Here is a 13061-nt window from a genome sequence, read left to right as displayed (position 1 = left end):
CGGCGTCGACGGAGTACGCCATACGCCCGCGCGCGCTGGGCGGCCGGAACCGCGCGAACCTGGCCGAGACGTGATCGCACGCCGTGCGATGCGGTGTGGAAACTCCATCGCTCAGCTGAGTCCGCGGGCCTGCGGTGCCGCGACAACCACCGGCGGACAGCCGGGGCATCGCCGATGCCCGGACATGTGCTGCGCCCTCCGTTGGCGGCGCCGTCGCCGCCATGGACGTGGTGCCGCCGCGGTTTTCGCGGATTCGTTGGGTGCGGGCGACCGCACACGATGACTAGCGTCTATTCCAGGTCGATCGCACGAAGCGCGGGTCATCAAGATCGCACAGAGCGCGAGGAATCAGAGGTTGCCGACACTGTAGGTGCCCGCGGGAATCCCTTACGCAGCACTTCGTCGGTCGCAGAGCCTGATCATGTGGACGTTCTCGGAGAGGAACACGATGAAATCGAAGCGAATCCCCGCGGTCGCCGTCGCGCTGAGCATGTCGCTCGCCGGCTTGGCGTTCGCCCAGCCGGCCCAGGCGGCCAACTCCAGCATCACCCAGTACTGCATTAACAACATGTACGTCATGACGTACAGCGGGAGTTCCACCGACATGCCGATGTGGTGCCGCGTCCAGGCCGGACCGGCGGCGCGCTACGGCTACACCGGACCTGCCGACGGGTACCCCGGGGTGAACACGTGGAAGGGCGTCCAGTCGTACCTGACGGCCAAGAATGTCTACAGCGGCCCGATCGACGGCATCCCCGGCAAGTACACCTACATGGGCATCCAGCTCATCGCCCGAGATGGCGGCTACCAGGGCCTGATCGACGGTATCCCCGGCCCCAACACCTGGCGCGGCTTCGACCAGGCCATCCGTACCGGGTGGTACGGACTCTGACAGCCGGTGCGTGGGTGCCGGGCCGGCGACCGTCGGTCCGGCACCCACGCGGCTCGTCCCCTCGCTCCACGGCGGTCATCGGCCGACCGGCGGAACCCCCTGCCACCTGCACCTCGACGGCGTGAACGCGAGCCCCCGTAGCCCTCCCACCCCCCGGAGACGCACATGCAGACCCGTCCCACGGTTGTCCGCGCCCGCAGGCACGCCGCACTGCTGCTCGTGGCCGCGCTTCTCAGCATTCCCGCCGCGTCCGCCCAGGCGGCGCGGCCCGCCGACGACGGGCGGAGCAGTGCGACGCCCGGCGGCCGGCAGTCCGAGTCGCCGGGCGAAGGGCTCGCACCGCGGGCGGTTCCGGAGCAGAACCGTAACCGCGTCCTCGCTCCGGGCTGGAAGACCTCGGCCGACGTGGCCTGGGCCACCACGGCCGACGGGCGTGGGTTCCACATCCTCACGGCCGACGCGGCCGAGGGATACGAGTGGCGAGTCGTCGCGACGCTGCGGGAGAGCCTGGTCGACGTCGACCAGTGGATCGGGCAGGCATGCCTGACCTCCTCGGGCGACAAGGTGGTCGCCGTGTACGCGCCCCGCTCGTTCGCGAACAAGCCCGACCTCTACGACCGGGGCGGTTTCACCGCGGTGGTCGACCTCCGGACCGGCAAGGTGACCAAGCTGGGCGTCACCGCCTCCCTCGCCTACTTCAACCCCGGGTGCGGCGCCGACGACCTCGCCGTGCTGACCCAGGCGAAAGCACGCGACGACCAGGGGCGAACCCGGCTGGCGGTCGTCGACGCGCGCCGCGGCACGGTCGGCGCGAAGCCGGTCGAGCTCGACGGGCAGGTGACGTCGGCGATTCCCCTGAGTCGGACCAGGATCGCCGCGGCCAAGGGCGCCCACGTCGTGCGGGTCGACGACCACGGCGCGGTCGCGACCGTCGCCAGGACCACCGGTGTGCCCTTCCGGCTGACCGCGGACGCCGACGGCGGCGTGGTGCTCCTGGACCGAATTCCGGCGGCGGCACCGGGCGGCGCGGCGAAGCGCGCGTCGTTGGCGGCGGGATCGCCCGCACGGGACGAACTGGTCGCGCTGCGCCTGAGCCGCGAGCAGCTCGCGTGGGGCGGCCCGCCCCGGTCCGCCTCCACCGACGACGCCACGGTGACCAGGCCGACGGAGGTCGCCCGCGGAGCCTTCGGCGACTTCAGTCTGGCCCCGGCCGCGCACGGCACGGTCGCGATTCTCGGCGCGGCGAAGGTCCGAGGCTCGGCGGGCTATCTCAAGCACGTCCCGGAGGTCGCGCCGGGCGCCAGCGCCAGCACCACGGCCGCGGCCTTCGTCCACGACATCGACTGGAAGAATGGGCGCGTCCCGCAGGCCGAGGGTGAGACGGCCCCCATCGAGCTGTCACTCACCGTCCCGGCCACCGACGAGACGGTCCGGCTGGGCATCGACCTGGCCCACCCCACCACCGCCGGGACCGCGCCCGATCGGAAGTCTCCGCCGGTCGCCGGCACCCCGACCGACAGCGCGAAGCGTGGCACCGGTGGCGCCGGCGCCCCGGCACGCGCGCCGGTGACACCCGGAGACGAGATCTCGCCGGCGCTGAACCTCGCGTCGACGACGACCGCGTCGAGCAGTTTGGTCGGCGACGACCTTCCCGAGTCCGCCGGTGAACGTTCCTGCGCGGTCGCCCGCAACGACCACCGACGGCAGGCCATGCAGCCGAAGCCGCGGCAGGTCGAATGGGCGGTGAACCAGGCAGTCACGAAAAACCTCGACGCGCTGTGGAATCCCACCGGTGTGGACGGTTGGCGCACCCGGGTCGAGCTGGGAAGCACCAAGCCGCTGGCGCTCTTCCCCACCCCGGCGATCGCTGGTTGGCCCACGAGTCAGGTCCCGGCGCAGGTCGTCCTCGGCATCGCCATGCAGGAATCCAACCTGTGGCAGGCCGCGAGATACGCCATGCCCGGCGTCACCGGAAACCCGCTCATCGGCAACTACTACGGCATCGACATCTACAACAACGACGAGAGCGACGACTGGGACATCTCCATGGCCGACGCGGACTGCGGATACGGCGTGATGCAGGTGACCGACGGGATGCGGATCGGCGAGCGCACGTATGAGCAGCAGCACGCGATCGCGCTGGACTACGCCTCCAACGTCGCCGCCGGACTGCAGATCCTCGTGCAGAAGTGGAACCAGACGTACAACGCCGGCCTGATCATCAACAACGGCAATCCGCGCAACATCGAGAACTGGTTCTACGCCGCCTGGGCGTACAACTCGGGTTTCTACCCGCAGTCCGACGCCGCGAAGAACAATGGCGCCTGGGGGGTCGGCTGGCACAACAACCCCGCCAACCCCAAGTACGACCCCGAGCGTTGGCCGTTCCTGCACGACAACCACTTCATCGACGCCGTCCACCCGAACTGGTGGCCTTACCCGGAGCGGGTCATGGGCTGGGCGGCATGGCCCATTGGGCTGTACGAGGCGCCCGGTAAGGAGGTGCCGGCGTTCCGCGGCGCCTGGTGGAACGGCGACGGCTACCGGTTGGCGGTGAAGCCTCCGATGGACCTCTTCTGCGACACGACGAACCGGTGCGCCAAGGAACTGGTCGGCACGTTCCCGTGGGATGGAGAGGCACCCCCGGAAATCCCCGGGCCGTGTCTGAGCACCTATCAGGGCATCCCCGACTATCGCTGCTGGTACAACCGTCCCGCCAAGTGGAAGGACTGCAGCGTCGAGTGCGGGTACGAGTTCATCCGCTTCCCCGCGGACTGGAAGGAGGAGGCGAACGGCACCGCGTACCCGCCGAACTGCAGCCGCAGCGCCTCAGCGTCGGGAAATGCCGCGCCGCCGGGTGCGTACATCGTCGACAACGACCTGAACGGCGTGCCCTCCGTCCGCCCGTGCGCGGACATCGTGAGCGACGGCTCCTTCACGATGAGCTTCGCCAGCGACCCGGACGGCACGATGCCGTCGAAGGTCGATGTCCATCAGCTCGGCGCCGGCTTCGGCGGGCGCTTCATCTTCGGCCACACCAGGTCGGGTAGCCCCGGCGGGACGCAGGACCGCCTCGAGGCGGTCGGCACCTGGACGCTGAACCGTGCCGCGTACGGCTGGATGCGCGTGGCGGTGCACCTGCCCGACCACGGTGCGCGGACCCAGCAGGCCAAGTACACGATCCACCTGGGCGACGGACGCTCGACCGTGCGCTACCTCAACCAGAAGCGCCAGGCCAACAACTGGGTCTCGTTGGGCGCGTTCAAGTTCAACGGTGTGCCGAGCGTGAGCCTCACGAACGTCACCCTCGACGGCGACGGGACGGAGAACGTCGCGTGGGACGCCGTCGCGTTCCAGCCGCTGACCCGCGAACCCGTCAAGGTGGCCGTCCTCGGCGACTCCTACGCGTCGGGCGAGGGGACCGGCGACCCGGCGGACACGGGGCCGGCGGGCTACTACGCCGAGACCAACACCGATGGTGGCGATCCGAAATGGCAGAACTCGTGCCGGCGCAGCCCCGAGGCGTGGGCGCGGAAGCTGGTGATGCCCGGCATGAGCCAGTCGGTGGGCGCGCTGGAGGACCAGTGGAGTTCCGCCGTCGAACTGGGCTTTGTCGCGTGCTCCGGGGCGGTGACCGAGCAGTTGACCGTGCCCTGGTACGCCCGCGTCTCCCCCGATCCCAACGACCCCGACGCATACCACGGGAAGGGACAGTGGTCGGAGTATCCGCAGGTCTACTCCGGGGTCCTGAGCGCGGACACCGACTACGTCATCCTGACCATCGGCGGAAACGACGGTGATCTCTTCTCGAAGGTGCTCACCGACTGCGTGAGCCTGCCGATGTGTCAGGAGTTCGCGATCTGGGACACCGTGTACCCCCAGCTCGACGACCATACGATCCCCGACACCGAGAAGCTCCTGCGCAAGATCGACACTCAGGCGCCGAACGCGAAGATCGTGCTCGCGACGTACCCGACGGTGTTCAACATCGACGAGGCCGAGGCCTGCTGGGTCCAGCCGTGGGAGCTGAACGAGATCCTTCCGCTGCAGGCGTACCTGACGCGCAAGCAGGGAGACCTCATCCTCGAGTTGTGGGCGACCGACGGGCTGAACGTGACGTTCGCCCCCGTCGACGACCAGTTCCGCCGGCACGACGCCTGCGAGGTGCTGGGCGTCAACTGGATCAACGGGCTGGCGCTGGCGAAGCAGGGCGACGGCGACAACTCACCGAGCATGGCCTCGTTCCACCCGAACGACCAGGGCACCACCGCGTACGCGGCGGGGATCAACGCGGCCCTGGCCGCGCCGGTGCCCAACGTGCCGTGGAACCCGATCCCGCCGAGCCTGGGCCCGTAGTGCCACGGCCGCACGGCTATCTTGGCACCGCCACGGACCGGTCGGAGGAGAGCGCGACCGCGCGGATCAGGAGAGCCATGAGGCTGTACGTCGCCCGGAACAGGTTCGGCGCGCTGCCCACCACGACGGCCGGCGTGGAGCGTGCGTTCACGATCTTCATCGCCGGCGTCCGCCTGGGCACCGTCGCTCAGATGGTCCCGACCCTCTACGTGGGGATGCAGTCGTCCTCACGGCCAGGTCTCTACCTCACGACCTGGCTGGCCGCGACGCTCACCGCACTGGCGGTGAGCGTCGCGTCGCTGGTGAAGGGCCGGCCACTGGGTGCCGGTTACATTCTCGCGGACTTCGCTCTCGCGAGCGTCGTGATGCTCGTTGGGCCCTTGGTCGTCGGTCCCGACGACCGGGTGGGCACCTGGGTCGGATTCCAGCCGGGAAACGCGCTGTCCGTGATCATCACCGCCATCGGGGCGAGGTCACCGGTCGTGCTGGCCGTCGGCCTGCTCGCCGTCTCGGGCAGCTACGTGGTCCATGTGTCCGGCGCCGCCCTGCAGGGACCGGGGTTCACCACGGTCATCGGCAACGAGCTGACGTTCGTGGTCTACGCGCTGGTGTGCCGCATGTTCAGCACGTTCATGCGGCGCATCGCGCGGGACGCCGACGCGTCCCGCGCCGTCGCGGCTGAGCTGGCCCGCCGCGAGGAGGAACGCCGCGCCCAGGTCCTCATGCACAACGGCGTGGCCGTGATGCGGCTCCTCACCGAGCCCAACCTCCCGGACACGACCCGGGTACGCCTGCTCGAGCACGCGGAGGTGGAGCTACGGCGAATGCGGGCCTACCTGAGCCGCCAGTCGTCGCCCGACACGACGACGCAACCCGCCGGTCGTCCCGACCCACCTCCATCGCAGGCGGACGCGACCTCACTCGCGGACGAGGTTCGCCGCACCTGTACCAGGTTCAGAGATCTGCCGATCGAGCTCGCACTCGATCTCGGCACGGGGATCAGGATGACACCGACGGAGGTCGAGGTCGTGACGCGAGCACTGGACAGCCTGCTGCTGAACGTCCGCGAGCACGCAAAGGCCGAAATGGTCGTCGTCCACCTCGACGCCGAGCCCGACGGGTCGTGGATCCTGACCGTCAACGACAACGGGTCCGGCTTCGACTCGACGTCGGCCAGCCAGGGGATCGGCCTTCGTGAGGTGGTGGTCGGCGAACTGGAGCGCGAGGGGTACTCCGTGGCGGTGAACTCTCAGGTGGGGGACGGGACGACGGTGACGATCACGTACGCGGCGCGGGTTGTCCCAGGCCCGCTCGGCAAGCGCGCGCGGGCGGCGTCGTGAGGCCAGCGGTCGCCGTGGTTGACGACGCCTCGGTCATCCGGGAGTCGATCGCGATACTGATGTCCGAAATCCAGGTCGTGGCGGCCTTCCCCACGGTGGAAGAGCTCATGCGAAGAAGCCCTCCGGCCGATCTGGTGGTCCTCGATCTGCACCTCGCCAACGCCGCACAGCCCGATGTGCGGCAGGGCATCGCCGCGATCCGCGCGTTGACCGAGGGCGGGTACCGGGTCTGCGTCTACAGCCAGGAGGAGCGTCGATTCGTCCTGGCGGCCTGCATCGCGGCGGGCGCACACGGGATCGTGTCGAAGTCGGTGTCGGCCGCCGCGGCACAGCAGAACTTCGTCGAAGTCGCCGCTGGAGGAACGGTGATCCCACATTCGGTCATCGCACTCCTCGAGGTGCTGGTGCGGCGCAAGGCGATCACGGTGCTCACCGATCGGCAGCGTCAGGTGCTGCACGGTCGCGCGCGTGGATTCAGCTACGGCCAACTCGCGAGACGCCTCTTCACGGCCGAGAGCACGCTGCGCGGATACTGGAAAGACATCACTGAGACGTTGTCGGACTACCTCGCATCTGCGACGCCTGCTGAGATCGAGCATGCGCTCGGGCTTGCGCCGGGCGACCTGCTCGAGTTCTGGCCGGACGGGGGCACACCAACCAACTGGTGGAGGACAGGGTCGGGGTAGCCACGACGCGCGGACACCGCCTCACCACATGTCGGCCGAGGCGGGGGCGATGCTGCTGCACGACGCGGCTGTGCTGGCCCGCTACCGGGCGATGGACCGGCTCTACGAGCTGGCCGACGCGGCGCGGGGTGGGGCGGGGGCGTGTGGGTGCTCTGTCCGATGGAGGATCCGGCGCTGCTGCCGAAGCTGGACGGTGCGGTGGTGCGGGTGTGCGACAACGAGTGGATCGCGTTGCCGGACGCCTGGGTCGTCAACGCCCACCGGAGTGGCGTGGCCGCGTCCTGATCCGGCGGCCGCGCCCGGCGTGGCACACCGTGCCGCCGTCGTGATCGGGCCGGACGGATGCGGCAGAATGGCCGGGTGAGTCCAGTCAGCCGCGGCCGGCGCCGCGATGCGAAACGGCGGTCGGTACGCGGTGGTGCCCCCCTCGTCGTGGTGAGCGGTTCCGAGGAGTGTGACTGCCCGTACTGCACCGGGGCGCCGGCAGTGCCGGGGCAGGTCGACGACCTGCTCGCGCAGTCGGTCGACATCGACGCGATGCAGGAGCCCGTTGAGGTGGAGGTGGCCGCCTCGATGTTGCTGGCCGTCGGGGCCGCCGTGGGCGACGACTTCGACCGCGCGTTGCTGGGCCTGTTCCTGCCCACGTTCGAGGCCAGGCGCACCCCGGAGGCGCGGGCGATGCTGGCGGGCATCGGCTCGGTCACCGACGGCGAGGTCAGCCGGGCCGCGACGGACGCGGCCCGCCGACTCGCCGATGCCGGCGTGACCGCGCCGCCCTGGCTCGCCGAACTGGACGCCCCCGTCGCGGTGGAGGAGTGTTGCCGCTTCGCCGACCCGGCGGGGTTTCCGTTCCTGCTGGCTGCGAGAGTGCAACGGGCCGGTCGGTCGCACGTCGTGGCCGTCACCGTGGACGACTGCGACTGCGGTGGCGCGGGTGAGATCCTGCTGATCGATGCGGACCGGTGGGGCGAGGCCCGTGCGGCGCTCCTGGCCGAGCTGCGGGCCGGTGGCGTCGACGTCACGGAGCAGAAGCTGCGGCCGCCGGACTTCCGGCGGGCGGTGGAGGACACGCTGGACGCCCGCGCCGACCACGATCGGGACGACCCCGACGCGCTGGACGAACTCGTCGACGAGGACGGGCCCGGCTACGCCACGCTGGCCCTGCTGCTGCGCAGCTGGATCCGGACGCTACCCGTGCCTCGGCAACGCAAGCGCGGCCGTGGGCACGACGGCGAACTGGACGTGACGTCGATCTCCGCGTTGCTCGACCTCCTGGGCGCGTCGCGGGGCGGTGTCGCAGCGGCCAGGCGCGGCTTCGCCACCCTGCCGGCGAAGCGGAAGAAGTCCGACGGCCCGGCACCGATCTATCAGGTCAAGGTGAGCCTGCGGGGCGCCCGCCCGCCGATCTGGCGGCGTCTCGAGGTGCCCGCTGACGTCAGCCTCGCCCGGCTGCACGGGCTGATCCAGGTCGCCTTCGGCTGGTCGGACAGTCACCTGCACGTCTTCGAGACCCCATACGGCAGCTTCGGCCGCCCCGACGCCGAGCTCGGCTACCGTGCCGCGTCGCGGGTCACCCTGGAACAGGTCGCGCCGGCCGCGGGCGACAAGCTGCGTTACACGTACGACTTCGGGGACGACTGGGAACACGACATCCTGGTGGAGAAGGCCCTGGACCGGGAAGCGTCCGTCAGCTACCCGCGGTGCACGGGTGGGCGGCGGGCGGCGCCGCCGGACGACTGCGGCGGCGTGTGGGGGTACGCCGAGCTGGTGGAGATCCTCACCGACCCCACGCATCCCGAGCACCAGGAGCGGCTGGACTGGGTGGGCCTGGACGACCCGACGAGCTTCGACCCGGCCCGGTTCGACGCGAAAGCGGTGACCGCGGCCCTGCGGCGGGTGCGGTAACGCGCGGCGGCAGAACGATACTGGGGCCATGGCGGCAAGCGGGCTTCCCGAGCAGGACGTGGCGACGGTGCGGCGCTGGTGCGACCAGCACGTCCCGGAACAGATGCGGGAACAGGCACGGGTGGAGTGCGAGGAGGCGTCCCGGCACCTCACCATCGTCGAGCGCCGGCCGCCCTGGAGCCCGGACATCGGCCCGGAGTGGACGAGCTTCCCGGTCGCCCGGCTGCGCTACACGAGGGCGACCGGTGTCTGGGAGCTGTACTGGCGGGACCGAAACCTCCGCTTCCACCGTTACGACCTGGCCCCGCCCTCGGCCAACGTCACGGTCCTGCTCGACGCAGTGGACCGGGACCCGACCGGTATCTTCTGGGGCTGACCCGGTATTCGGGGTCCGCCGGCGTCGATCGCCCGGGTGAGGCCGGCGAGTTGCACGTAGATCTCACGCTTGGCGGTCGCCCGGCCTCGGCGGTTGATGACGTAGCCGGTCAGCCAGACCCAGCCGGCGTACGTCGGGCGGTCGCAGACCGAGGCGACGCGGAAGGTCAGGGCGCGGTCGCCGGCGAACTGCACCGAGGCGCGGCCGTCGATCCGGAGCAGGTCGCCCGGTTCCGGTCGCACGGCTACCAGGGGCCTTCGTTGGGTGGCCGGCACTCGCGGGCGTGCATGGTCTGCCAGTCGCGCAGCGCCCGCTTGAGCCGGTCGTTCTCTTGGCTGAGCAGGCGTACCCGCTGGTGGAGGTCGTTCAGCTCGTCGGCCACTTGGGCCTGGAACTCGCGTACCTGATCGGGGTCGGCGCCGCGTCGACGCGGGTCGAACGCGCGGGTCCGCACCTCGTGCGGTGTCAACCGGGCCGGGTGACCGGTCCCGTAGAGCTGGCCACCTCGATACACCTGGGCCACGTCGGTCCTTTCCGGGGCAGGCGGGAGCGGGGAAGGTCCTTTCGGTGGGTCTGGAAGGGCGGGCCGTCCGCATGCCGGCCGCGGGCGGCCCGCCCGCTCCGCCGCCGCAGCTCTGATCAGCGGTACGACAGCGGAGCAGTCCGGTGGGTCGGGACGGGCACGCACACCCGCCCCGACCGGGGGGATGAGCCGTTCTCGTTGCCACGCGAGGAGCAGCTCACGATCAAACATATATGCCTAAGTAGCAGGATGCAACGCTTGGTTGTCCCGCCGGTGCGTGTCGTGATCAAATTGGCGTGCCACGCAAGGAGCGCCATGCCACAGACACCGGACTACATCCGGATCTCCGACGAGATCATTGAGGACCTGCGCAGCGGAAAGGTGCAGCCGGGGGAGAAGCTACCCTCGATCGCTGACATGGCGGACCGCTTCGAAGTCAGTTCGTCGACCATCCAGATGGTCTACGTGCGGCTGGAAGCGCTGCGCGTGATCCGGCGGCAGCAGGGCAAGGGCATCTTCATCACCGATCCGAAGACCTGGATGCGCGAGCCCTGATCGCCCCTACGGCTGCCTCGCCACAGGGGTGCACGAGCGACAGCTTGAGAGACGTCGGTCCGGGAACGGTCGGTCATCGCAAGTGGAGTCCTGACCGTTCGGGCGGTGGTGACGAGATCAACTCCGGTGCACTCTGGCCGACGTGAAGGCATTCGTGGGGGTGACGGACGAGAAGTGGTACCGCTTCCTGGCGGCGCGCCCCAGCCTGAACGAGGTCAACTTCTGGCGACCGTCAGGCGGCGGATTTCGTGCGCTCACCCCCGGCGAGCTCTTCTTCTTCAAGGCTCACTATCCCCTCAACCGGGTAGTCGGCGGCGGCTTCTTCAGTGGCTTCACTCAGTTGCGGATCTCCGAAGCATGGGAGTTGTTCGGCGAAGCCAATGGTGTCGCCGGCCTCGATGAAATGCGTCGTAGCGTCGGCCGGTACCGCAAGCAGACGATCGGTCCCGACGAGGACCCGGTCATTGGCTGCATCTTTGTCCGCGACACCACGTTCTTCCCGGACGAATCCACCGTCCCGCCACCGCCTGGATTCGCGTCGAACGTCGTGCAGGGCAAGACCTACGACCTTGCCGACGGATCCTCGGCAGGCTAGTTCGACCTGCTGATCCACCGTTTGATCGGTACGACGGCCGAGCTGGATCTGAGCGAGCCCTGGCACCGTCCGGGGCCGGTGTACGGCGATCCCAGGTTGGTGCCGCAGCGCCTGGGTCAGCAGTCGTTCAAGGCTGTGGTGCTCGGGGCTTACGGTCGACGCTGCGCCATCACCGGCAACAAGGTTCAGCCGGTGCTGCAGGCCGCTCATATCCGACCGCTGCCCAAGGGCGGCGAGCATCGCCTGGACAACGGGCTGCTGCTCAAGTCGGACGTCCACATCCTCTTCGACCGGGGCTACCTGGGCGTGGATCCGAAGTACCGACTGATGGTCAGTCCGCGACTGCGCAGGGAGTTCGGCAACGGCGACCAGTTTTACGCCAAGGCGGGAACGCAGATAGCTGTTCCGCAGCGGCGTGGTGACCGGCCCAACGGTGAGTTCCTGGAATGGCACCTCGATACCGTGTACAAGGCCGCATGAACATGCAGGCGAAGCCAGTGCACCGGCTCCCACCATTGCGGCCCACTCGCCTGTCAGATGCGCCTGCCTCTGAAACTCGGGATCGGCCGTCCTAACCGCCCGGGCACACCTCAACCGCTCGCGGACGAGCCCTCATCAGATCGACCAGGGTTCGGTGCGGAACCACCAGGTGCTGACGCTGTCGGACCGCCTGGCCGCTCGGAAGTCTCTTGAGCCTGCCGCTGGCGTGGCTTGGTAGGCAAGTCGAACGAGGGGGCTCTCGTGAAAATGTCGCTGTCGCGCAGCGTTTCGTCCAGCAGGTCCTTGAGTCGCTGCAAGGCGGCCTTGTGCTCGGCGACCATGCGCCGCACCGCCTGGGCCAGATCCTTGTTCGCCGCCTGCCCCGCACCGCCGGCAACGGATCCGTCGACGGGCTTCTCCAGGATCGTCAGCCACCGCAAACTGAGCTGCTCGAAGTGATTCGCCCGCCTCAGGGCCACGTTGAGTTCGCAGTCGAGCTTGATCCGCTGTTTCAAGTACGGCATGACGAGCTGCTTGACTCGCTCGTCGAGCTCGACGCGGACATGGGGTTGACACTCGATCACCACGTCGCCTCGGTCATAGCGCCAGGGGCACTTCTTGGCGAGCCTCCGCTGCAGGTCCGCTTGCAGGTCCGCCGCCTGGTGCGGCGCGAAGTTGCCGGCGCGCTCTGCCGCGAGGTGCGTCAGCCTCAGGACGACGTCGGGCATGTAGTAGTGCGCGTAGCCGCTCAGCGTCTCCTGCCGGAGGCGGTCGGATGACCAGGTGAAACTGGCATGGATGGTGAAGTCGTACACATGACCCTGAGCGGAGACCCGGAGCGGCGCTGGCGCATAGCGCCGTTCGGCGCGTCGACCGAGTGGGGTTGATGATTGCCAGACCGCTGCATGGTCCTCCTCCTTGAGAGCGTCGAGCATGCTTCCCCAGAGCTTGACCAGATCCGTCCGAATCTTGAGCAGACGCTCCCAGAGCGCCAGTGACCGGTTGCCGAGTCGTCGCCAACGGCCAGGGGACGCTGACTCCGCGCTGGAGTCGTCGGTCAGGTGAGCTCCCCCATCGTGGACCTGATCCACTCCGGCGGCCCCGTCCCGGGGCTCCGCTTCTCCAACGGGGGTAGCCGCGTTGGACTTGCCGCCGGCCGGGGAGCCCGCAGGCGGGACCGCGTCGGACAGCGAAGGGCCCGTTGTCGGTGAGGCATCCGCGGCGTCGTCGGCCATTCCTCACCGTAACCAGGGGTTGACCGATTTGTCGGCAGTCGCCCCCACGCCAGAGCTGGCCATTCAATTATTTCGACAAATGCCCCTTATGCGGACTGTTAGCCGCACTCCGGGTGGA

Annotated in this window: 12 protein-coding genes; 10 read left to right on the top strand and 2 right to left on the bottom strand. The window is 69.3% G+C overall.

All coding sequences use genetic code 11. The features are described from left to right. Nucleotides 1–448 precede the first annotated feature (448 nt). The 7 genes from AC5RWQ_RS06505 (at nucleotide 449) to AC5RWQ_RS06475 (ending at nucleotide 9555) form a co-directional block, all read left to right on the top strand. Entirely contained in the window at nucleotides 449–892 is a 444-nt protein-coding gene (locus tag AC5RWQ_RS06505) for a peptidoglycan-binding domain-containing protein (RefSeq protein ID WP_494281822.1), read from the top strand. 165 nt (nucleotides 893–1057) lie between these two features. Continuing rightward, nucleotides 1058–5248, top strand: coding sequence for a golvesin C-terminal-like domain-containing protein (locus AC5RWQ_RS06500; RefSeq protein ID WP_494281821.1), 4191 nt, complete (start codon nucleotides 1058–1060; stop codon nucleotides 5246–5248). Between the two features lie 77 nt (nucleotides 5249–5325). Then, nucleotides 5326–6588: a sensor histidine kinase gene (locus tag AC5RWQ_RS06495; protein WP_494281820.1), complete on the top strand. Its 1263-nt coding sequence runs from the start codon at nucleotides 5326–5328 to the stop codon at nucleotides 6586–6588. Nucleotides 6589–6602: 14 nt separating this feature from the next. After that, nucleotides 6603–7274: a response regulator transcription factor gene (locus tag AC5RWQ_RS06490; RefSeq protein ID WP_494281819.1), complete on the top strand. Its 672-nt coding sequence runs from the start codon at nucleotides 6603–6605 to the stop codon at nucleotides 7272–7274. A gap of 159 nt (nucleotides 7275–7433) precedes the next feature. Further along, complete coding sequence (locus AC5RWQ_RS06485; protein ID WP_494281818.1) at nucleotides 7434–7559, top strand: hypothetical protein; 126 nt, start codon at nucleotides 7434–7436, stop codon at nucleotides 7557–7559. A 150-nt stretch (nucleotides 7560–7709) separates the two neighbouring features. After that, nucleotides 7710–9179, top strand: coding sequence for a plasmid pRiA4b ORF-3 family protein (locus AC5RWQ_RS06480; RefSeq protein ID WP_494281817.1), 1470 nt, complete (start codon nucleotides 7710–7712; stop codon nucleotides 9177–9179). Nucleotides 9180–9207: 28 nt separating this feature from the next. Continuing rightward, nucleotides 9208–9555: a DUF3024 domain-containing protein gene (locus tag AC5RWQ_RS06475; RefSeq protein ID WP_494281816.1), complete on the top strand. Its 348-nt coding sequence runs from the start codon at nucleotides 9208–9210 to the stop codon at nucleotides 9553–9555. A 244-nt stretch (nucleotides 9556–9799) separates the two neighbouring features. Here the strand turns inward: AC5RWQ_RS06475 and AC5RWQ_RS06470 are convergent, their stop codons facing one another. Further along, nucleotides 9800–10078: a DivIVA domain-containing protein gene (locus AC5RWQ_RS06470; protein WP_494281815.1), complete on the bottom strand. Its 279-nt coding sequence runs from the start codon at nucleotides 10076–10078 to the stop codon at nucleotides 9800–9802. Between the two features lie 315 nt (nucleotides 10079–10393). On the opposite strand from AC5RWQ_RS06470, the gene AC5RWQ_RS06465 reads away from it, so the two are divergent. The 3 genes from AC5RWQ_RS06465 to AC5RWQ_RS06455 all read left to right on the top strand — a co-directional run bounded on the left by AC5RWQ_RS06465 (nucleotide 10394) and on the right by AC5RWQ_RS06455 (nucleotide 11708). Then, entirely contained in the window at nucleotides 10394–10633 is a 240-nt protein-coding gene (locus tag AC5RWQ_RS06465; RefSeq protein ID WP_494281814.1) for a winged helix-turn-helix domain-containing protein, read from the top strand. 142 nt (nucleotides 10634–10775) lie between these two features. After that, the gene (locus AC5RWQ_RS06460) at nucleotides 10776–11228 is read left to right on the top strand and encodes a hypothetical protein (protein WP_494281813.1); all 453 of its coding nucleotides are present in this window, start codon (nucleotides 10776–10778) and stop codon (nucleotides 11226–11228) included. Between the two features lie 21 nt (nucleotides 11229–11249). Then, nucleotides 11250–11708, top strand: coding sequence for an HNH endonuclease (locus AC5RWQ_RS06455; RefSeq protein WP_494281812.1), 459 nt, complete (start codon nucleotides 11250–11252; stop codon nucleotides 11706–11708). 110 nt (nucleotides 11709–11818) lie between these two features. Here AC5RWQ_RS06455 and AC5RWQ_RS06450 read toward each other — a convergent pair whose 3' ends face one another. Continuing rightward, nucleotides 11819–12943, bottom strand: coding sequence for a hypothetical protein (locus tag AC5RWQ_RS06450; protein ID WP_494281811.1), 1125 nt, complete (start codon nucleotides 12941–12943; stop codon nucleotides 11819–11821). Nucleotides 12944–13061: the final 118 nt, after the last annotated feature.

This window comes from Micromonospora sp. BS32 (genome assembly GCF_059089345.1).
The sequence above is the reverse complement of the archived record's forward strand: the minus strand, read 5'-3'. Positions and strand labels throughout refer to the sequence as shown.